Source organism: uncultured Mailhella sp. (genome assembly GCF_944324575.1).
GTDB lineage: Bacteria > Desulfobacterota > Desulfovibrionia > Desulfovibrionales > Desulfovibrionaceae > Mailhella.
Genome location: NZ_CALUWV010000042.1, coordinates 1 through 21,453, shown reverse-complemented (window position 1 = coordinate 21,453; position 21,453 = coordinate 1). Strand labels below are relative to the sequence as shown.

The following is a 21,453-nucleotide window of genomic DNA, read 5'->3' as shown; positions in this document are numbered from 1 at the left end:
GGAAGCGCGTGGCGCGCAGCGGACGGGGCTTGCCGTCTTCGCCGATGCACACGAGGGCGTCCTTGGTGTGGGCGTGACCGTTGAGAATGCGGCCCACGGCCAGACGGCCGAGATAATCGGAATAATCAAGGTCGGCCACCAGCATATGGAAGGGCATTTCAGGGTCGTAGGACGGCGCGGGAATGTACTTCAAAATGGCGTCGAACAGCGGCGAAAGGTCCTTGCGTTCGTCGTTCAGGCTGTTCATGGCCACGGCGTCGCGGCCGATGGCGTAGAGCACGGGGAACTCAAGCTGATTTTCGCTGGCGTCGAGGTCGATGAACAGGTCGTACACCTCGTTGAGCACTTCCTCGGGACGGGCGTCCTTGCGGTCGATCTTGTTGAGCACCACGATGACCGGAAGCGAAAGGCCGAGCGCCTTGCGCAGCACGAAACGGGTCTGGGGAAGCGGCCCTTCGGCAGCATCCACCAGCAGGATCACGCCGTCGACCATGGAGAGGGCGCGTTCCACTTCGCCGCCGAAGTCGGCGTGACCGGGAGTATCCAGAATGTTGATGCGCACGCCCTTCCAGCCCACGGCGCAGTTCTTGGCGGAAATGGTGATGCCGCGTTCACGTTCCAGTTCCATGCTGTCCATGAGGCGGTCATCCACCACCTGATCGGCGCGGAACATGCCGCTCTGCTTGAAAAGACCGTCCACCAGCGTCGTCTTGCCGTGGTCGACGTGCGCAATGATGGCAATGTTACGGAGAGATTCGTTACGGGCGAGAGAGCTCACGTTCGCTTTCCTTTGTTAAAACTTGTTCTTCTGAAATGTCACAGCCGCCGGATGCCGCATCTGCCGAACGCCCGCAACGGGCCTTTTCCGACAGACCTCCTTCCCGGCAAACGGAACTTCTGGAGCCCGCTTCCGAAAATGGCCGGAACAAACGACACTGCGCCTCCGCGGCTGCATGATTGCTCTTTGAAACTGCGGAGTATAACTAAAGAATCCCGACTTTGCAAGCATTCCTCTCCCCCACTTTCCGGCGGAAAAACGGGGAAAGACAAAGGACATGACGGAACTTCGCTCCGGCTTCACGGCCTCTACGGCCTCTCGTCGGAATCGCCGCCCGGAAGCACAGGAACGGCGTTCTGCGGCCTGCAGCGCCTGATGCTTCGGCACGCGTTCAGACGGGGCGCGCGTGCGGCTCTTCAAAACCCGCCGCCTGCGGGCACGACAAAAGATGGCCGCGTCATGCCTCCATGCTGCGGCCTGCGGGCGTTCCCGCTGCCCGGGCGTCGCCTTACAAAAAGCGTTTTTGCAGAAAACGTCCGGCCGAGCGTTGAACAACGTCTCATGCGCCTCTTTACGACGCCGGCACTTCGGTCTAGGGTCGGAAACACTGCGATGAACGTTGTCCGGCAACACTGCACTCCGCATTCCGCTCCGACCGGCGAACACGACCGCGCCTCATTCTCCCTGATGCCGTCCTCCGCCCCGTCCTGCAAGCTCCGCATACGGCCGCAGCCTTCTTGCAGGGGAAGATTTCCGCTTTCTCACCTTTTCCGGAACGGAGAACCGTTCCGCCTTCGGGGAGCCGTCATGCGAGTTTCCGGCCGCCGTTCGCTCATGCTGCTCATTTATCTGCTGTCGTTCGTGTCCGCCATCGGCAATCCCATAGTGCTGCCGAGCCTGCCGTTCATCATGCAGGACTTTCAGCTCTCGCCCCTTGAAATGGGCATGATCATTTCCGTGTACGCCCTGCCCGGCGTGTTCATCATTCCGCTTTACGGCATGCTCAGCGACAGACTGGGCCGCCGTCCGCTGCTCTTTGCCGCCCTTTTTCTGTGCGGTTCGGGCTCGCTTCTGTGCCTGGCCGCGCCCAGCTTCTTCTGGCTGCTTGTCGGGCGCGCCCTTCAGGGGATGTCCATCACCCCGCTCGAAGCCATGAGCAACACTCTCGTCAGCGACATCGCGCAGGGTCAGGAACGACTGAAATTCGTCACCCGCGTGGCGGTGGTTCAGTATTTCAGCATTGCGCTCACGCCCGTCATCGTTTCGTGGCTGCTCAATTTCGGCTCATGGCGGCTCGGATTTCTCTTTGCCGCCCTTCTCGGCTTCGGCTCGCTCGTGCTCTGTCTGCCCGTCGACATTCCCTACCGGCCCTCCCGGAGCGTCGACCTGAAACTGTACGGCCGTCATCTGCGCGAGCTGCTCTCCTCTTCCCGCGTGCTCTCGCTGTTTTCCGTGCGCCTCGGTTCGGCCCTGCTCATCTTCGGGGCCGTGTATCCTCACCTGCCGCTCTTCGTCGACAAGGGACTGCATCTGCCGCCTAAGCACACCGCCATGCTCTTTTCCCTTTACGCGGCGGGAATGTTCCTGGGCGCGCTGCTCACGCAGTGGTGCACCGCCCGTCTCGCTCCCCGCACCATAGGCTTTCTGGGCGGCGCGCAGCTTGCCGTTTCCATGCTGCTCCTGCTCACGGCCACCGACCTGTGGCAGGCCGCTCCCGCGCTCCTTCTCGTGGGCACGGGCTCGGGCATGCTCAACTCCTGCTGCGCCGGACACGTTTCCCTGACCGCCACGCCGGATACGCGCGGCTCCATCATGTCCGCCTATTCCACCATGTTCCGGCTCGGTCAGTCCGTGGCGCCGCTGCTCTTCGGCCTGTGCTACCAGGCCGGAAGCTTCAACGGTCTGTTCGGCTCCGGCCTCGCCCTTGCCGTCGCCCTCACCCTCGCCGCCATGCTCTCCTTTGCCTATGCCGACAACATGGAACACGCTTCTTCAATAAAGAAGTAGTCACTCCCTCTTTTACTGAAAGATAAAAAGAATGTCTGCAGCCGCTCGATATTTCTTATTTAAAAAATTAAAATCAATCATCTGACTTTTGAAGGAAGCCGAGTCAAAGCCGTCAAGATAGGCCTTTATATTTTTATTCAGCAAGGTAAAATTCCTTTTCAGCTTCCATGAGTTTTCGATATCATTCATATTAATCAAAATAAGAAACAGCCTGTTTTCAGAGCCGAACCTCATTTCACCTTGATTTTCATACAACCATTTAATTAAATCAATTTTATTATTCATGGCCTCTTCGATTATCTCTTTATTTTGATTTTTAATATCATTTATTTTATTCAACATATCTACGTTATTTACATCTCTTGCATGCTCAACAAGCATATATTCAATGATATCTTTTGATTTTTCACCATTTAATTTTATTTTAAATTCTCTTGCAATACTCTTCAACTCGGTCAATTCAGGCTTATGCCCATGCTCTTTTCTCTTTTTATGCAAATACTCTTTTGGAAAGTATGTAATTTTCAAATCAATGGGAATGTTGTCAATAAAGAAATCAACACTCTTTATTTTTCCAACAGCAGATAATACTTTTTCATGTTTTTTAAATAAATATTCGGTAAGAATAGTCGACCAGTTATTATACCAGGTACTTACTGTATAATTATATACATTTTCGGATATTTCCTTATCTATCTTTTCAATGATTTTGTCATATGAAGAAGTATCTTTAACATATTTAACGATTTGCTTGTCTAACGAATTCTTTGCATCGCCTCACCATGCAAGCGACTTTATTTTATATAAATCGGCCTCTACACTTTTAAATATTTTCTCTACGCTGTTTAATTCATTCTTGTTATATACGCTGATAAAACTGTCTATATCTTTTTCAAGAAGCTGATTTGAGCAGTACCTCTGATATAACAATTTAAAAGCATCATTGATTGTATTTGGTGCAGAAATCTTCATTTCCGACAAAAACTTTTCTACTATTTCCTTTCTCATCAGAGACTTCAATTTAAGCCAGACAATACCCGATTCGTCCTGAGAAAACTCGACTAATGCCTGTTCAGAAAACTTCTTGTTCCAGATTTCAAAACTTTTCATGACTGCCTCGGCGAACAAACAAACAACAATTCATTGCTCCCTGCAACACTGCCTTTACCACCGACTTTATTTTCGTAATTTTTCTTAAACACTTTTACATTTTTATATTTACTGATAATATTTATCATTGTATTCAAATCAGGATAACTTCTGTCATTATAGGATATCATCCAATATGGTATGCGCTGTGAAGCTTCAAACAGCCTGTCAAATGAATTCAGTATTTCCCTTTTCAGTACAAATCCGCTTTTTTTCTTTGGATAATAGCAGTTTGTACCATTTATGAATTTCTTGTCTTTCCAATATTCCGTATACGTTTCCAAAAGATGATAGAATGCCTGATAATCGGCATGGCTGTTGCAATATGGCGGGTCAAAATATGCCATGTCCATGCCTTCTGAATGCTCATTAATAAACTCAACGGCATCCATATTAAAACTTTTATTATCTTTCTTATTGTCAAATACCGCGTTATTATACTCGTCCAGCAGTTCCATGAACAGGTCTTTCAAGGGAACTATCAGAGATCTGTTTCTTTTTACTCTGTCTTTATTTGCAGCATATTCCAGGGCTTTCGTATGAGCAAAATGCCCCATCGTCACCTTTCTCGTCATGGCTCTGTTGATGACAGAAAATGCCAGAGACTTCTTATAATCATTTTCCAGAAGGTCTATATTGCTTCTGAATCCATCAAGAAACTCACATTCCTTTTCTATAAAAAAGATATCTGTAAAAAGATCCCGCATTAAATGAAAATCTTTTTCACTCCTGTTGCGCGAAAATAATATCTTTATGTCATTTCCATCCAATCTTGTTTTACCATTTTCAACAAGCCCCTTTCCTATTCTATAGCTGTAGCTCATGAAATCATTCGTAAAAACTTCATATCCTTTCTGCTTAAAATAAAAAGCTACAGCCTGAGAGCCTGCAAAAACATCCATAACCCTGTTGACATTGCCGGGTATGCATGAACCTATCCATTCAAGATGGCGATATTTAGACCCAAGATACTGAGGAACAGGAAATTTATAATTAAAATAATTATTCTTAAAATTCAGGTTATCAAACAACAACTGAACGGCTCCACAGTTCATGACTCCTCCTTCCGGCAACACTTACTCATACAGCACAACAGAGACAACATTATTTTATAACAGCGTTATTTTTTCCTGGACTGTTCCCCGGGTTCCGGAGGAAAGAGAATGTTGTAGACGGCCTTGGTGACGGGGCCGGCGACGGCGCCGCCGCCACCGCCGTGCTCAATCATGGTGACGACGACGACGCGTTTTCCGTCCTTTTCGCCCCACGAGCCTATCCATGCGTGGTCACGCTGACGGAACTCCATTTCTGCGGTCTTCACGCGGCGGTCGCCGTCCATTTTGATTTTGACGACCTGGGCAGTGCCGGTTTTGCCGCCTATGGTCATATCCTTTCTTTTGAGCACCTTGGCGGTCGCGCCCTGCGCCTCGACGGTCTGGACCATGGCGTTTTTGATCCATTTCAGGTGAGCCTCGGATATGGGCGTCTTTCCGCGCACTTCGCGGGGGGCGTCGGCGAGGAGCTGAGGCTTGAGCAGGTAGCCGCCGTTGACGATGGAAGAGAGGAACACGGCGGTCTGAAGCGGCGTGACGAGCACGTGGCCCTGACCTATGGATGCGTTCACGGTATCGCCCTGCTGCCAGGCCTCGCCGAAGCGACGTCTTTTCCAGTCGCGGGAAGGGACGAGGCCTGTGGTTTCATATGGCAGATCTATGCCGGTTTCGCTGCCGTAGCCGCAGGCGCGGGCAAAGGCTTCCATGTTGTTGATGCCCAGTTTCACGGCCATGGTATAGAAGTACACGTCACAGGAGTAGATAAGGGAATGTTCCATGTCCACGGCACCGTGGCCGCCGCGCCGCCAGCATCGGAACGTATGATTTCCGAGCTTGAAATAGCCGGGACAGAACACTTTTTCCTGCGGGGAAATGCCGTGTTCAAGGAGCATGCCCACCATCATGAGCTTCCACACGGAGCCTGCGGGATAGGCGCTCTGGATGGCGCGGTTCTGGAGCGGGAAGCGCGGATCGTTGCGCAGGGCGTTCCAGTCTCTGGCGGAGAGTCCGCCTATGAATATGTTGTTGTCGTAGGCGGGACGGGTCACGAGGGCAAGGAGCTTGCCGGAATCGGGATCCATGACCACCACGCTGCCGGAATAGTCGCCCATGGCCTCCATGACGGCGTGCTGAAGACGCGAGTCTATGGAGAGCGTGACGTTCTGGCCCATATGGGGGGATTCCATGAGGGTACGGCTCAGAGGACGGCCGAGCACGTCGACTTCGAGGCGGTACAGGCCCTTCTGACCGCGCAGACGGCGTTCGAGCACGCTTTCGAGACCCTGACGGCCCACCATGTCGCCGAGGGAAAGGTCGGGATCTTCGGCGAGTTCCTTTTCGCTGGCCTCGGCCACGTAGCCGAGAATGTGGGAAAAGGCCTCGCCTTCGGGATAGTAGCGGCGGGAATGGGTGACCACGCGCAGGCCGGGCCATTTGTAGAGCTCGGCCTCTATGGGGGCCACCTGCTCGAAGGGCATGTCGGTGAGCAGGAGAATGGGATCGAAGCTGCGGCCCTTGCTGCGGTCCTGCTCGTAGCGGGCGTGAAGGCGATCGAGGGGCACGCCGGTCCAGGCGCTCACCTGAGCGAGAGCGGCGGAGATGTCGGGACAGTATTCGCGCACGAGGGCGAGGCCGTAGGCGGTACGGTTTTCGGCCACGAGCACGCCGGAGGCGTCGTAGATTTCGCCGCGCGGGGCAAAGATGCGTTCATCGCGCAGACGGTTTTCCTGCGCCATGCGCACGTAGTCCGCGCCGCGGTGAATCTGCAGATACCAGAACCTGGCGCAGAACAGCGCAAACAGCAGCACGATGCAGCATTGCAGCAGAAGAAGACCGCTTTTCGGCGGCTGATATTCATCGTTGCCGGTTTCTATCTTCATGGATCACCTTCCGACGCAGGGCCGAGGCCACCCACCACACCCAGGGGGTAAAGAGCGCCTGAAACAGACATTCATCGAAAAGCAGGGAGGAATTCCACGGAATGTCCTGAAGCGTGGCGAGCGTGGCGAATATGAAATAATGCACGCAGGAAAGCAGAATGCCGAACAGCGTGACGAACAGAAAGCCCGTGCCCTGCAGAAGGCCGCAGCCCACATGAAAAATGATGGCGGCAAGCGCGTACCACAGGAGCGTTCCGCCGAAGGCCATGCTTCCCATGCCTTCCTGAAGCAGCACGAACACGGCGCCAACGGCGAGAAGCTGCGGAAAGTTCCTCTCCTGCAGCGCAAGAATGAAGCCCGGCAGAAGAAAGTCGAGTCCGGGCATGAGGGCCTGAAGGGCTATGGCGGCAAAGGCGTAGCAGAGCCACCATCCGGCGCTGGCCCAGCTCATCGGGATCCCCCGGCGTCCGGCGCGGGCTCTTCGGGCTTTTCCAGCACGGGGGTGCGGCGGGTGTAGACCACGTCGGTTTCCGGGGTGATGGAATCAAGGGGCCGCTGAAGAAGGAAGACTTCCTCGAGTCTGTGGAAGTCCACAAGGGGCTCGGCCTGAATTTCGAGCACGGACGCGCCGGAACGGGACGCTCCGCCCGTGGAAATGGCGGTAACGCGGGCCACGGGAATGCCCTTGGGATAACAGGAATCGAGCCCGGAAGTGACGAGCAGTTCGCCCACGCGCACGGGGGCGTTCTGCCTGACGAAGCGCAGTTCGAGGGGAAGCCCCGGGCCGCCGCCGGAAAGTATGCCCTGCACGCGGCCTTCGGAGGTGAGCACGGCCACGCGGGAACCGGTATCGGTGAGCAGCAGGGCCACGGAGGTACTGGGTCCGGCCTTGAGCACGCGGCCGACCACGCCTTCCCAGGAAGTGACGGGCGTACCGGGCGCGGCGCCGCTCATGTAGCCGCTTGAAAGCATGATGGTGGAAAGCGCGGCATTGGGGCCCATGCGCCAGGCGAGCACGCGGCTGGCTCTGGCCGGCCAGGAAGCCGGATATTCCAGATGCATGAGACGGCGCAGACGTATGAGCTCGGCGCTTTCCTCGCGGGTACCGGCAAGGCGCTGTTCGAGCACGCGCAGCCGTTCCTTGAGCTCGTCGTTTTCACGGCGCACGTCGCGCAGATCGACATAGCTGTTCCACACGCCGGAAAGGCTGTCTTCCAGCCCGTCGAGTCCGCGCATGATGCCGCCGGTAAACTCCAGCCCCACGGCGGCGCACAGCCTGTCCCACTGCCCGGTGCGCTGGTTCCAGGTGTAAATTCCCAGAAAAAGCAGCAGCGTGCAGATGATGAGAAGAATGATGCGGCGAGGCAGCAAGGCGACTCCTGCGTTAGGGCATGGGAAAAGTCCCCCCTCTGCGGGAGGGGGGACGAAGCGCTAGTCTATGCACACCTCGCGCATGGTGCGCATGTTGTCGAGGGCAATGCCCGTGCCCATGACCACGGTGGCGAGGGGATCGTCCACGCTGAAGATGGGCAGGGAAGTGTCTTCGCGCAGAAGCTGATCGAGCCCGCGCAGCAGCGCGCCGCCGCCGGTGAGCACAATGCCGCGTTCCACGACGTCGGCAGCCAGTTCGGGCGGGGTCTGCTCAAGGGCCTGACGCACGGCCTGAACAATGGCGTCCACCTGTTCGGCAATGGCCTTGCGCACCTCTTCGGACGTAATGATGATGGTCTGCGGAATGCCGGTGACGAGATCGCGGCCCTTGACCTCGATTTCCTTTTCCTCTTCCATGGGATAGGCGGAGGCAATCTGAATCTTGATCTCTTCTGCCGTGGATTCGCCGATAAGCATGTTGTACTTGCGCTTGACGTGACGCAGAATGGCTTCGTCCATCTTGTCGCCGCCCACGCGCACGGAACGGGAATACACGATGCCGGAAAGGGAAATGACCGCCACTTCCGTGGTGCCGCCGCCGATGTCGACCACCATGTTGGCGGTGGGTTCCTGAATGGGGAGGTTGGCGCCTATGGCTGCGGCCATGGGTTCCTCAATGAGGAAGACCTCGCGCGCGCCGGCGCTGAGGGCGGATTCCTTGACGGCGCGCTTTTCCACCTGCGTGATGCCGGTGGGCACGCATATCATGATGCGCGGACGCACGAGACGCCGCTGATTGTGCACCTTGGAAATGAAATAGCGAAGCATGGCTTCCGTCACTTCAAAGTCGGCGATGACGCCGTCCTTCATGGGACGGATGGCCCGAATGTTGCCGGGCGCGCGACCGAGCATGCGCTTGGCCTCGGAGCCGACGGCGAGCACCTGATTGTTGCCGCGGTTGTCTTTCTTTACCGCCACCACCGACGGCTCGCGCAGGACTATGCCCTTGCCCTTGACATACACGCAGGTATTCGCGGTGCCGAGGTCGATCGCGAGGTCGTTGGAGAAAATACCAAGTATCATATCAAAAATTTTGGCCATGAGGATTTCTCGCAGGACGTGTGGGATGTGGGAATGGGAGGTTCTAGGCACAGAAAAGGCGGACTGTCAATAGTTCGGACGCCCTGTGTCTGCCGTCCTCCGAGGGGCGCTGCGCGCCCTTTCGGAAACAGACAGCTTTCCATTGCGCCGTGCTCTTGTCAATCGTTTTCTGACGCTTTTTTCACGGAATGTTGCTCTCGCGTCCACGCCCGTCGGCCCCCTGAATCCTGCCCTTCCCGGACAACCGGAAAAACCTCCCCTTCCGGCCCTCCCTTCCGCCCCCCCTTCCGGCATGCCGAAGCCCCGTCACCGCTTTCCGACCTTCCCTCAGCCGTCGCGCGCCTGCCCCGGAATGTTTCCTCTCGTTCGCGTTCCGCCCGAGATTCTTCTTTTCCGTTTCTTCTTTTGCGCGTACCCTGCCGCGCAGACCCCAAGGAGTTCCCATGCAGGAAAACACGCCGCGATATCTGACGCTCGACAGGCATCTTCGCACCGTCTTCGGTGAAAAAGTGCAGAAAATCCCCCTGGATGCGGGTTCCACCTGCCCCAACCGCGACGGCACGCTGAGCTTCGGCGGCTGCACGTTCTGCAACGCGGAAGGCTCCGGCCCGGGCACAGGGCTCGGCAGCCTGCGCACTCAGTGGGACCGCTGGCGCGCCCGCTACGCCGCCATGCCCCGCATGAAGAGCACCCGGCTTTTTCTCGGCTACATCCAGTCGTTCACCAATACCTACGGGCCCGCCTCGCGCCTTGCCTCCATGCTCCGCGAGCTCTCCGCCCTGCCCGGTCTCGTCGGCGCCTGCATAGGAACCCGCCCCGACTGCCTCGACGAAGAAAAAATGGCCCTCATGGCCGACTGCCCCTGGCCGGAATTCTGGCTTGAAATAGGCGTGCAGTCCTTCAATAACGCCACCCTCGCCCGCATCAACCGAGGCCATACCGCCAAAGACGCCGAAAACGCCCTCATCCTCGCCGCCCGCTTCCGCGTGAAAACCTGCGTCCACCTCACGGCCGCCCGGCCCGGAGAGTCCGGCGAAGACTTCCTCTCTTCCGTGCGCCGCCTGTCCGCCCTCCCCGTGTCCGGCGTCAAGCTCCATAACCTCTACGTGCCTAAAGGATGCGCCATGGAAAAGGACCGGCTGCAAGGCTCCCTCCCCCTTCTCGAACAGGAACAGTACGCCGCCCTCGCCGCCAGAGCCCTTGCCCTCGTCCCCCCTTCCGTGGTCATCCACCGCCTCTGCGCCGACCCCGCCCCCGGTGAACTCATCGCCCCCGCCTGGGCCGCCCAAAAACGCCAGACCCTCGACCTGTTGGACGCTGTCCTCAGGTACAACAACTGGACCCAGGGCTGCCTCAGGCAAGACCGGTAAAGGCGGAAAACGCAGAAAAGACAGGAAACACAGGAAAGGCAGCGGGGCTCCGCCCCGGACCCCGGCGGGGGAGATAATCTCCCCCGGGCCCCCGAAAGGCAATGCGGGGGAAATAATTCCCCCCGCGCCCCCCTGTTTTGCCTTGCGGCTGCGCCGCGCGGCGGAGTCCGTGCGGATGCCGGTTGTCGGGCTTTTAAATGGCGGGAAGACCGGGAAGTGACGAAAAGGCCGGAAGGCGCGGCGGACGGATTTCGGGCTGCACTCTCAGTGCAGGCGTGCGCGGCTGCGCCCGCCTGCGGCTGGCCGACCGATGTTTCGCTTCGCGCAACATCGGTGTTGTTTGTAGGGATTTCCAGATTTTTAAAGGGAGAGCGTTTGCCCGAAGCTCTGGAAAGCCGTCGTTGGTAAAGAACAGTCGTGTTTCAACGCTCTGGCGGGCCTTCGTTTGCGAAAAACAGCCATCTCTCAGCGCTCGGGGGCCCGCGGACGACATCAGGAGTCCGCGCCGACGTCCGCAAGTAGCCGCGATTCACTCGCGGCGTTAAACGCGGCGGGCGTCGTGCAAGTCCCGCGACCGTACAGCGTGTCCAGAGCTGACGGGCGGTGCGGTTACTCGGGCGATGGAAAAGGGGCTTCGCTTCGCGACAGCACCGGTGTTGTTTGTAGGGATTTCCAGACTGTTAAGGGAGAGCGCCGGGTCAACGCTCTGGAAAGTCCTTGATTACATGAACTGCCGTTTGCCCGAAGCTCTGGGAAACTTTTGTCTGCAAAAGCATGGCGGTCTTTCAGCGCTCGAGCGGCCTTTTGTTTGCAGCAGAAAAAGGACTCTCAGCGCTGGGGCAAAGGTTCACCACTCCGCGCCGGAGTTGAGCAGCGCGAGCATGGCCGCTTCCTGTTCCTTCTTTTCTTCGGGAGAAACCTTCACGAGCGTGAGGGCACGCGTGGGACAGGTGGCCACACAGGGCGGCTGCGAGGTTTCCATGTCGTAGCGGCCGAAGCACAGATCACATTTGACCATGCTGCTGCGTCCCTGTTCGGAGAACTGCGGCACGTCGAAGGGACAGGCCTTTTTGCAGGCGCGGCAGGATATGCACGTTTCCGCATCCACAAGCACGATGCCGTCGGCGTTTTTGCTTATGGCGTGAACAGGGCACACCTTGAGACAGGCGGGATCAGCGCAGTGAAGGCAGGCGATGGAGGCATGACGAAGGCGGGGCATGGTTTCGTCACGCTGCCAGATGCTCACAAGGCGGCGGCAGTCAATGCCGAGCGGACGTTCACGCCAGGTTTTGCAGGCAACGGAGCAGCCGTGACAGGCCACGCAGCGGTCGGGATTGAAGGCAATGGCATATTCGAGATTCATTGTATGTCCTGTAAGGCGCGTTTTCAGATGCAAAGGTTGATACCGTGAACGGTGTGCCCACGGAATGCCGTCCCGGCAAAGAAGAACAACGGGACTTCTCCGCCCGGGAAACAATCCGCGACCGGAAAGGATGATGCATAGAGGACACACTTCTTCCTCATCATACTCTTCAAGGGGATGAAGGTCCAGAGCAAATGCATGTAATACGTTTTTATCATCCGCAATATGCATTGATTTCCTTTTTTCCCGCCGCTCTGGTACCGCCTCTGCCCGTCTGCCCCGGATACGCTGTACGGTCTCTTGACTTGCACGACGCCCGCCGCGCTTAACGGCGGAAGTGAATTCCGCCTGCTTGCGGCCGTCGGCGCGACCGCCTGAAAGCAGGTCGCGGGCCCCAGAGCGTTGAGAGTCCTTTTTCCGCTGCAAACGAAGGTTTCCCCGAACTTCGGGAGACAACTGTCCGTTGCCAACGAAGGTTTTCCAGAGCTTCGAGCAAACGCTCTCCCTTAAAAATCTGGAAATCCCTACAAAGCACACCGATGTTGCGCGAAGCGGAACATCGGTCGGCCAGCCGCAGGCGGGCGCAGCCGCGCACGCCTGCACTGAGTGTGCAGCCCGAAACGCGTCCGCCGGAACTTCCGGCCCTGGCGTCACGCCCTTCTGCCCTTCCCCGCTCAAAGCTCCTCGCCCGCGTTCCCCCCATCTTTGACAAGAAGCTGAAAGAACCAAGGGGGCGCGGGGGAAATTATGACATTTTCCTTCTCCCAAGTGACACGGCCTCCCGTCTGCCCGGGACACGCTGTACGGACGCTTGACCTGCACGCCGCCCGCCGCGTTTAACGCCGCGAGTGAATCGCGGCTACTTGCGGCCGTCGGCGCGGGCTCCTCACCTCGCCCGCGTTCCCCCCATCTTTGACAAGAAGCTGAAAGAACCAAGGGGGCGCGGGGGAAATTATTTCCCCCGCATTGCCTTTTCTGCCTTTCTGCCTTTCCTGTGTTTTCTGTGTTTTCTGTGTTTTCTGCGTTTTATTTGACGGGAGGGCGAGGGTTGCATAAGGTTCAGGGAATCATGGGAAGGAGGGGCGAATGCCACACAAGAAAGGACAGGAATTCGGCAAGGGGCAGGCCACGGCGCTGACGCTGGAAGAAGCCGAGGCTTTAGCGGCGGCGCGGGGCGAGGCGGTGATACCGACGTGGTGCGGGATGTGCGGGCCACGCGGCAACTGTGCGATATATGCGTTTGTGAAGGACGGGCGCTTTTTGCGTGTAGCGGGCCTCGCGGACGCGCCGCACAACCGCGGGGGCACGTGCTGCCAGGCGCACGCGGCGCCGCAGTGGGTGTATTCCGAAGACAGGCTCACCGCCCCGCTCAGGCGCACGGGCAAAAAGGGCGAAGGGAAATTTGAGCGCATAAGCTGGGACGAGGCTCTCGGCATCATTGCGGAGAAGCTGAAGGCGCAGAAGGAGGCGTACGGGCCGGAGTCGCTGGCCATACTGTCTCCGGCGCGGCGGGACTACAGCGAGTATCTGTACCGTCTGCTTGTGGCGCACGGCAGCCCGAACTACGGGCACAGCGGGATATGCGCCATGCAGCTTCATTTCGGGTTCTGCCATACCATCGGGATGCGTCCGACGCCGGACTACAGGAATGCGGACGTGATTCTCATATGGGGCAGGCAGCCGGTGTATTCCGGGCCGCCGCTCGGCTCTGCGGCGGCGCTGGTGGAAGCGCGGGCGCGGGGAGCGCGCATTTACGCGATCAAGCCGTCGCTGGAAGCGGACGGCGGCTTTGCCTCGGACTGGATACCGGTACGTCCCGGCACGGACGCGGCGCTGGCGCTGGCCATGCTGCACGTGGTGACTCGCGACGATCTTATCGACCACGAGTTCGTGAAGACGTGGTGCTTCGGCTACGAGGCGCTTGCCGAACACGTACGCAGGTACAGTCCGCAGTGGGCGGAGAAGATATGCGGGGTTTCTGCGGAAACGATTGAAGAGCTTGCCCGCACCTACGCCACCACGAAGAAGGCGACCATAGACGTAGGCAACGGGCTGGAGCACGCGCCGTCTGCCGGAGACGCCATACGGGCCATTGCCATGCTCATGGCGGTGACCGGGCATCTGGACAGGCCGGGGAGCAATCTGTTTGCCGGGCCGGGTTCCACCATGCCCGCGCCGCGCAGCGTGCATCTCAAGGACCGGTACACGGCAACGTGGCTGGAAAAGATTGTGGGTCCGGAATTTCCCCGGGAGTTTCAGCCGTTCAGGGAAGGCACGTCTGCGGCATACCCACGGCTTTTTGCCGACGTTCTGAGCGAAAAGCCGACCATTCATGCCATCATTGCGCCGGGCTCCCAGCCCACGGTGAGCACGCGCAATCCGCGCGGTGTCATCAAGGCGCTGGAAAAGCTCGACTTTTATGTCGTCATCGACACGCACCGCACGGCAGACACCGCCTTTGCCGACATTGTGCTTCCCGCGCTCACGCCGTATGAAATCGACCATCCCTTTGAGGTGCGCGGGCCGTTCATCATGGCGCGCAACAAGGTGATCGAGCCTGTGGGGGAAGGCCGTTCCATGCAACAGATCATGCTGGACATCGGCACGGCTCTCGGCTACGGCGACGACTTCTGGCACGGGGACATGAAGGCCTGCATGGACTGGCAGCTCGAACCGCTGGGCATGAGCATGGAAGAGCTTCGCAGTCACCGCACGGGCATTGTGTATCCTCCGGCCGGGGCGCGGCAGTTTGAAAAGTACGAAACGACCTTTCACACCAAAAGCTCGCAGCTGGACAAGGCCCCCTACCTTGCCGAGGGAAAAGTCGCGCTTTTCAACACGCGCTTTGAAAAGGCGGGCTTTGCCCCCATGCCCGAATGGCGGGAACCGGTGGAAAGCGTGTCCGGCACGCCGGAACTTCTGAAGGACTACCCCTTCGTGCTCTCGGACTACCATACTTCGCGCAGCTTTTCCGCGGGCTGGCAGCGCAACGTTCCCTACCTGCGCGAGGTGGAAAAGGAACCGTCCCTGCACATACACCCGAAGAGCGCACGTTCCCTCGGCATCGCCGACGGCGACAGGGTAAAAGTCACCTCCCCGCACGGCAGCCTTGTGGTGAAGGCGCAGTACTACCCCGGCATCCGTGAAGACACGGTCATGCTGCTTCACGGCTGGTGGCAGGGCTGCCCGGAACTCGGCCTGCCCGACATGCCCCTCACCGACGGCGGCGCCAACGTGAACCTCCTCTACTCCCCGGACATCGAAAAAAGCGCCGACCCCATCGTCACCGCCATGGGCAGCCAGACCCTCGTCAACGTGACAAGAGTATAAAAAGGAAGGAACAGCCAGAGCCTTTTCGGGGGGAATGATTCCCCCCGAACCCCCTCAATTCTGCCGTCCCGGCTCCGCCGGTCCGGCAGCGCTTGAGCGTGCCGGACGACATTTTCCGATGCCCTTCCGACGCCCGAGTACCGCAATCGCCCGTTTGCTCCAGACACGCTGTACGGGCGCGGAGCTTGCACGGTGGTCATTTCATTTAACGGCGGAAGTGAATTCCGCCTGTTCATGACCGACATTTTCCTTCTCCCGAGTGACGCCACCGCCCGTTTGCTCTGGACACGCTGTACGGACTGCGGGGCTTGCACGACGCCCGCCGCGTTTAACGCCGGAAGTGAATTCCGGCTACTTGCGGTCGTCGACCGGGCTCCTGACGTCGCCCGGGGCCCCAGAGCGTTGAGAGACGGTTGTCCTTCGCAAACGAAGGCTTCCCAGAGCTTCGAGCAGACGCTCTCCTCCCAAAAAATCTGGAAATCCTTCCAAGCACACCGGTGCATTCGCGAAGCGAAGCACCGGTCGGCCAGCCGCAGGCGGGCGCAGGGCGCACGCCTGCACTGAGTGTGCAGCCCGAACAGCGTCCGCCGAGCCTTCCGGCCTTTGCGCCTCTCCCCCCTGCCCCGCGCCTTTTCGAAGCCGGCTTTCCGTCCCCTGCACGCCGCCCGCCGCTGCGGCGAAGCCGCAAGGCGAACCATGGGGGCCCGGGGGAGATTATCTCCCCCGGCGGGGTCCGGGGCGGCGCCCCGGCTGCTCCGGCCTGTCCCCTTCCTCTTTCCTGCCTTTCCTGTCTTCCCGCCTTTCTGCGTTTCCTGCGTTTTCTGCGTTTACTTTTCGGGCAGGGGCGGGGCGTTTTTGGCGCGGTCGGGGGAGAATTTCGGGAGTTTTGCGAGGGCTTCGCACTGGAGCTGGCGGAGGCGTCTGCCGGACTCGGCGCCTTTGTTGCGCCATTTTTCGGGGAGTCGGACGGCGCGGATGGTGGCGAGGTCGCGTTCGGCCATGGGTTCCCAGTTCCAGCCGCCGTCGGCTCCGGCGAGGATCCAGAAGTCGTGGAATATGGCGTTTTCCTGAAGCCTGCACACGAGGTCTCTGCGGGTACCGGCGCGGAGCGAGCCGTACATGCCGCCTTTCATGTGGAGGATGGTACCGGCAACGCCTGCGCGGGCGAGGCGCGAGGGCAGGCGCAGGCGGGAGGCAAGGGATTTCACGAGTTCGGTTCCCCTGAGTTCGTGGCCGTAGTGATGGGGCAGGATGGACGCGTCGGTACAGATTTTGCCGAGGTCGTGACAGAGGGCCATCCATGCGGCGAGGGGGTGTCCGGCGCAGCGGTCGAGGACTTCAAGGGTATGATCGAGCACGGAGTTGTCGTGCCAGGGACGCGGTCCGGCAGGAATGTCTGCGGCGGGAGAGAGTTCGGCAAACCAGGGGGAAAGGCAGTGTGCGTCGCGCAGCACGGTAAAGAAGCGCGAGGGCACGGGGGCTTCGAGCGCGCGCAGAAGTTCGCGGCCCACGCGTTCGGCAGGAAGCGCGGCCACGGCGTCGCCGTGTCTGCGGCAGGTTTCGCGCATGGCGTCGAGGGTCTGCCCGGGCACGGACCAGTCCGGCCAGGCGGCGGCAAAGCGCGCCGTGCGGAAGATGCGCAAAGGGTCGCGCGCGAAGGCGTCCGATGAAACGGGACGCAGACGGCGGGCCTCCATGTCCTCAAGAAAATCCGGATGACAGAAAAGTCTGCCCTCGGCATCAAAGGCGGCGGCGTTCACGGTAAGGTCGCGGGTGAACATGTCGCGTTCAATGTCGTCGCCTTCCACGGGCGTGAACTCTTCCGAGCCCACCAGCCATATGTTCAGCCCATGCCCCGTATTGCGCGCCGAGGGGAAGCGCTGTAGAAAGAAGTCCTCGCCGCCGGAAAAGGAAATGTCCACGTCGTGGGCGTCTCGCCCGAGAAGAAGATCGCGCACCGCGCCGCCCACAACAAACCATTCTGCCATACGTTTCCTCCGGCCGCATTTCTGCCGCGCCGCCCGGCGCAGCCCTGCGCCCGACCGCCCTCCCGCGCGGGAGGGACAGGGTTGATTTTTTCCGAAGGGCCGCCCCCGGCGACCCGGCCATGGAGGCCCCATGAACGAATCCGCCGTCGTGCGCCTGCTTTTTGAAGGACTGCCCCCCATCGGGGCACAGGCTCCCACGGCCATGCCTTTTTCTCCGGCAGAGCTGGCCGCCTCGCCGCTCGCCCTGCCCGAAGAGACGCCGAGCCCTGAAAACGCACCGGGAGCCGACGAGACTCCGGGCGCAGGACGCGCACTGGACGCCGACAGGGCTTCCGACGCCGCTCCGTTCCCGACTTTTGCCGAAACCGGCGCCGACGCCGGCCACGCGGCGTCGTGCGGCTGGACGGCGCGCGAAAAAAACGGCGTGCGCTGGCTTGAACGCCCTGTGGCGGGCCTGCCCGGGCCAGTGTACCTCACGGGGGCCGCCACCTCAAGCCTCGACGCGGCGCGCCTTCTGGTGGAAGCCGACCTCTTTCCCGAATGGGCCTCGGTGCTCTGTCTTTCGCAGAGCGCGGGACGCGGTCAGATGCGCCGCGCCTGGAGTTCTCCGGCGGGCAATCTTTATACCGCGCTGCGCCTGCCCATGAAGCCGCCCTTCGACTCCGAAGCCGCGGCACCCGCCTGCGGCGCGCTCATGGCCGAAGCCCTCAGCCGCGAAGGATGCCCGGTCATGCTCAAGTGGCCCAACGATCTGCTTCAGGCCGCGCCCACATTTCGCCCCGGCATCATGCCCGGACGCGAAGATTGCCGCAAGGTGGGCGGCATGCTCATGGAAGAGCGCCGAGGCGCGCTCATTGCGGGCACGGGCTTCAACATCACCTCCTGTCCGCCGAGCTCAACACTGCGGGATAACTATGCTTTTTCCGCCGGAGTTCTGTGCCGGGCAAACGGCGGGGAGCTTGCCTCAAGCCTTCCGAAGATACGAAACGGTGAAGAAATCGGCAAGAAAAACAAGGACATCGTGACTATTTTCACGCTTTGGACGCATCTTGCGAGCTCCATTTTTTCCTGCTATTCACAAGAACAGACCCTCGAACCGTGGTGGCCCGCGCTGGCGCAAAGGCACCTCGCCTTCCGCGGCTGCCGCGTGACTCTCGCCGACGCCTGCCCCGAAAGGGAGACCATGGTCAGAATCCCCTGTGAGGGCGTGGTTGACGGCGTGACGGCATCCGGCGCACTTCGTCTCAGTACAGCATACGGAACGGCGACGTTTCTGGGCGGCTCTCTGCTTCCCCGCGGCGACGGTAAAAAGAGCCTTTCGGAAGACGCGCCTTCCTCGGAGTAGAAATGTCTGCAAAAACCATGGAACAAGTTCAGGCCGAGCTCAAGGGCAAGGCCATACTGGTGGCCAACCGCGGCATCCCCGCGCGGCGCATATGCCGCGCCATACGCGAACGTTTCGGCGCCGTCGCCATCATGACGGCCACCGACGTGGACAAGACTTCCCCCGCGGCTTCCGCGGCTCAGGAGCTCATGCTTCTCGGGCCCAACCCCTCCGCCTATCTCGATCTTGACCTCATCATCAGCAAGGCCAAGGCCCGCGGCGTCGTGGGCATTCATCCCGGCTGGGGCTTTGCCTCCGAAGACGACAGCTTCCCGCGCAAGTGTGCGGAATCGGGCATCACGTTCATCGGCTCCACGTGCGAATCCATGAACCTCCTGGGCAACAAGGTTCAGGCGAGAAACCTCGCCATGAAAATCGGCGTGCCCGTGGTTCCCGGCTCCGACGGCGCGGTGGACATCAACGGCGCGCGCAAGGTCATCAAGCAGATCGGCCTGCCCGTCATGCTCAAGGCCGAGGGCGGCGGCGGCGGACGCGGCATTTTCGTCATCCGCACCATGCAGGAGCTCGAAGACGCCTTCGTGAAGGCCTCCACCATGGCCGAAGCCTCGTTCGGCAATCCGCGGCTCTTCGTGGAACGCTATCTCGAGCACGTGCGCCACATCGAAATTCAGGTCATTGCCGACCAGTACGGCAACGTGTTCGCCTTTGACGAACGCGACTGCACCGTGCAGCGCAATCATCAGAAGCTCGTGGAAATCACGCCTTCGCCGTGGCCCGGCATGACCGAAAAGCTGCGCAATCAGCTTAAAGAATACGCCCGCGCCCTCATCAAGGCCGTGAACTACTACTCTCTCGCCACGGTTGAATTCCTCGTCACGCAGGACGGCACGCCCTACATGATCGAAGTGAACACCCGCCTGCAGGTGGAACACGGCATTACCGAAAGCCGCTACGGCATCGACCTTGTGGGCGCGCAGATCGCCATTGCCTTCGGCGCGAAGCTCCCCTTCAACGAGGAGAACACCACGCCCCAGAACTGGGCCATGCAGGTGCGCATCAACTGCGAAGACCCGCAGAACAACTTCACGCCCAACTGCGGCCGCGTGGTGCGCTACGAATCGCCCGGCGGCCCCGGCATCCGTCTGGACTCCAACCTCTGCGCCGGTTACGACTTCCCGTCCAACTACGATTCCGCAGGCGCGCTTCTCATCGCCTTCGGCAAGAGCTGGGAACGTATCCTCAGCGTCATGAACCGCGCGCTGGAGGAATACACCATCTCCGGCATCAAGACGACGATCCCCTTCTATCGCCACATCCTGCAGAACGAGCAGTTCCGCTCCGCGAACTTCGACACGAACTTCGTGGCCAACACGCCGGAGCTTTTCGACTATCAGGATCTCGCGCCCGAAGGCGAACGCCTGAGCCACCTTGTGGCGGAAATCTCGGCCAAGGGCTACAACCCCTTCGTGCAGCTCGGCGCCTACCGCTCCGTGGACACGCCGCGCCTGCCCGCCTTCGAGCCGGTGCTGCCGCACATCTCCGGCGCGGACCGCTACGCCCCCAGCCCCTACCCGCATGAACGCGACCAGCTGCTGGAATTTCTGCGCGATTCCAAGATGGTGCACTTCACCGACACCACCACCCGCGACATGACGCAGTCGAACACCGGCAACCGCTTCCGCCTTGCCGAAGACGCGCTCATCGGGCCCTATCTCGATTCGTGCAACTTCTTCTCGCTGGAAAACGGCGGCGGCGCGCACTTCCACGTGGCCATGATGGCCAACATGACCTACCCCTTCACCGAGGCGCAGGCGTGGAACCAGTTCGCCCCCAAGACGCTCAAGCAGCTGCTCGTGCGCTCCACCAACGTGCTCGGCTACACCCCGCAGCCGCGCAATCTCATGAACATCACCGGCGAAATGATCTGCGACAACTACCAGATCATACGCTGCTTCGACTTCTTGAACGACATGCGCAACATGCGTCCGCTCGCCGAAGTGGTGCTCTCGCGCAACGACGTGGTGTTTGAACCCGCGCTGTCCATTTCCGTGGCCAGGGGCTTCGACGTGGATCACTACCTCGACGTGACCGCCGCCACCCTCGACATGGTGGGCAACATCGCGGGCTGCAACCAGAAGGATGCCTCGCGCAGAATCATTCTGGGCCTCAAGGACATGGCCGGCATCTGCTCGCCCACGTTCATTTCCACGCTCGTGCACGCCATAAGAAAGCGCTGGCCCGACCTTGTGCTTCACTATCACCGCCACACCACCGACGGCCTGTTCATTCCGGCCGTGGGCGCGGCCGCCAAGGCCGGCGCGCAGATCGTGGATACCGGCCTCGGCGCCAGCGTGCGTACCTACGGTCAGGGCGACGTGCTCGCCACCGTGGCCTACATGGAAGAAGAGCTCGGCCTCAAGACCATGGTCAACAAGGACATGATCGCTCAGGCCAACTTCGTGCTCAAGCAGATCATGCCGTTCTACGACCGCTACTGCTCGCCGTACTTCCAGGGCACCGACTACAACGCCGTAAAGCACTGCATGCCCGGCGGCGCGACCTCCTCGTCGCAGGAAGGCGCCATGAAGCAGGGCTACATTCAGCTTCTGCCCCACATGCTGCGCTTCCTTGCCGCCATCCGGCAGATCGTGCGCTACCACGACGTGACCCCCGGTTCCCAGATCACCTGGAACACCGCCTTCCTCGCCGTGACCAACGC

15 protein-coding genes are annotated in these 21,453 nt (G+C 59.7%); 5 read left to right on the top strand and 10 right to left on the bottom strand.

Annotated features, from left to right (window positions below; genetic code table 11):
• The coding region (locus Q0J81_RS06710; RefSeq protein ID WP_294446742.1) for a GTP-binding protein at positions 1 to 778 on the bottom strand (778 nt) is incomplete at its 3' end.
• 807 nt (positions 779 to 1,585) lie between these two features.
• Between Q0J81_RS06710 and Q0J81_RS06705 the strand changes: the two genes are divergently transcribed.
• A complete protein-coding gene (locus Q0J81_RS06705; RefSeq protein ID WP_294446741.1) occupies positions 1,586 to 2,785 on the top strand; it encodes an MFS transporter in 1,200 nt (399 codons plus the stop codon).
• Positions 2,786 to 2,797: 12 nt separating this feature from the next.
• Here Q0J81_RS06705 and Q0J81_RS06700 read toward each other — a convergent pair whose 3' ends face one another.
• The 7 genes from Q0J81_RS06700 to Q0J81_RS06670 form a co-directional block, all read right to left on the bottom strand.
• A complete protein-coding gene (locus tag Q0J81_RS06700) occupies positions 2,798 to 3,313 on the bottom strand; it encodes a hypothetical protein (RefSeq protein WP_294446740.1) in 516 nt (171 codons plus the stop codon).
• Between the two features lie 249 nt (positions 3,314 to 3,562).
• Positions 3,563 to 3,895, bottom strand: a complete 333-nt coding sequence (locus Q0J81_RS06695) for a hypothetical protein (protein ID WP_294446739.1) — start codon at positions 3,893 to 3,895, stop codon at positions 3,563 to 3,565.
• Positions 3,892 to 4,989 carry a DNA adenine methylase gene (locus Q0J81_RS06690; protein WP_294446737.1) on the bottom strand — a complete coding sequence of 366 codons (1,098 nt, stop codon included), beginning with the start codon at positions 4,987 to 4,989 and terminating at the stop codon, positions 3,892 to 3,894. The genes Q0J81_RS06695 and Q0J81_RS06690 overlap by 4 nt, the downstream gene beginning before the upstream one ends.
• Before the next feature lie 65 nt (positions 4,990 to 5,054).
• On the bottom strand, positions 5,055 to 6,866 hold the full coding sequence (mrdA, locus tag Q0J81_RS06685) for a penicillin-binding protein 2 (protein ID WP_294446736.1): 1,812 nt from the start codon (positions 6,864 to 6,866) through the stop codon (positions 5,055 to 5,057).
• Complete coding sequence (locus tag Q0J81_RS06680; protein ID WP_294446734.1) at positions 6,841 to 7,317, bottom strand: hypothetical protein; 477 nt, start codon at positions 7,315 to 7,317, stop codon at positions 6,841 to 6,843. Before Q0J81_RS06680 ends, mrdA begins: the two co-directional genes overlap by 26 nt.
• A complete protein-coding gene (gene mreC / locus Q0J81_RS06675) occupies positions 7,314 to 8,237 on the bottom strand; it encodes a rod shape-determining protein MreC (protein ID WP_294446732.1) in 924 nt (307 codons plus the stop codon). The genes Q0J81_RS06680 and mreC overlap by 4 nt, the downstream gene beginning before the upstream one ends.
• A gap of 60 nt (positions 8,238 to 8,297) precedes the next feature.
• Positions 8,298 to 9,338, bottom strand: coding sequence for a rod shape-determining protein (locus Q0J81_RS06670; protein WP_294446731.1), 1,041 nt, complete (start codon positions 9,336 to 9,338; stop codon positions 8,298 to 8,300).
• A 443-nt stretch (positions 9,339 to 9,781) separates the two neighbouring features.
• On the opposite strand from Q0J81_RS06670, the gene Q0J81_RS06665 reads away from it, so the two are divergent.
• The gene (locus Q0J81_RS06665; RefSeq protein ID WP_294446730.1) at positions 9,782 to 10,708 is read left to right on the top strand and encodes a TIGR01212 family radical SAM protein; all 927 of its coding nucleotides are present in this window, start codon (positions 9,782 to 9,784) and stop codon (positions 10,706 to 10,708) included.
• 847 nt (positions 10,709 to 11,555) lie between these two features.
• Here the strand turns inward: Q0J81_RS06665 and Q0J81_RS06660 are convergent.
• Positions 11,556 to 12,071 (bottom strand): 4Fe-4S dicluster domain-containing protein, encoded by a 516-nt coding sequence (locus Q0J81_RS06660; RefSeq protein WP_294446729.1) that lies wholly within the window; start codon positions 12,069 to 12,071, stop codon positions 11,556 to 11,558.
• Positions 12,072 to 13,157: 1,086 nt separating this feature from the next.
• Here Q0J81_RS06660 and Q0J81_RS06655 point away from each other — a divergent pair.
• Positions 13,158 to 15,401: a molybdopterin-dependent oxidoreductase gene (locus Q0J81_RS06655; protein ID WP_294446728.1), complete on the top strand. Its 2,244-nt coding sequence runs from the start codon at positions 13,158 to 13,160 to the stop codon at positions 15,399 to 15,401.
• Positions 15,402 to 16,228: 827 nt separating this feature from the next.
• Here the strand turns inward: Q0J81_RS06655 and Q0J81_RS06650 are convergent.
• A complete protein-coding gene (locus Q0J81_RS06650) occupies positions 16,229 to 17,389 on the bottom strand; it encodes a polynucleotide adenylyltransferase (RefSeq protein WP_294446727.1) in 1,161 nt (386 codons plus the stop codon).
• A gap of 130 nt (positions 17,390 to 17,519) precedes the next feature.
• Between Q0J81_RS06650 and Q0J81_RS06645 the strand changes: the two genes are divergently transcribed.
• Entirely contained in the window at positions 17,520 to 18,734 is a 1,215-nt protein-coding gene (locus tag Q0J81_RS06645) for a hypothetical protein (protein WP_294446726.1), read from the top strand.
• Positions 18,735 to 18,736: 2 nt separating this feature from the next.
• A partial coding sequence (locus tag Q0J81_RS06640) for a pyruvate carboxylase (RefSeq protein ID WP_294446725.1) occupies positions 18,737 to 21,453 on the top strand: 2,717 nt, incomplete at its 3' end.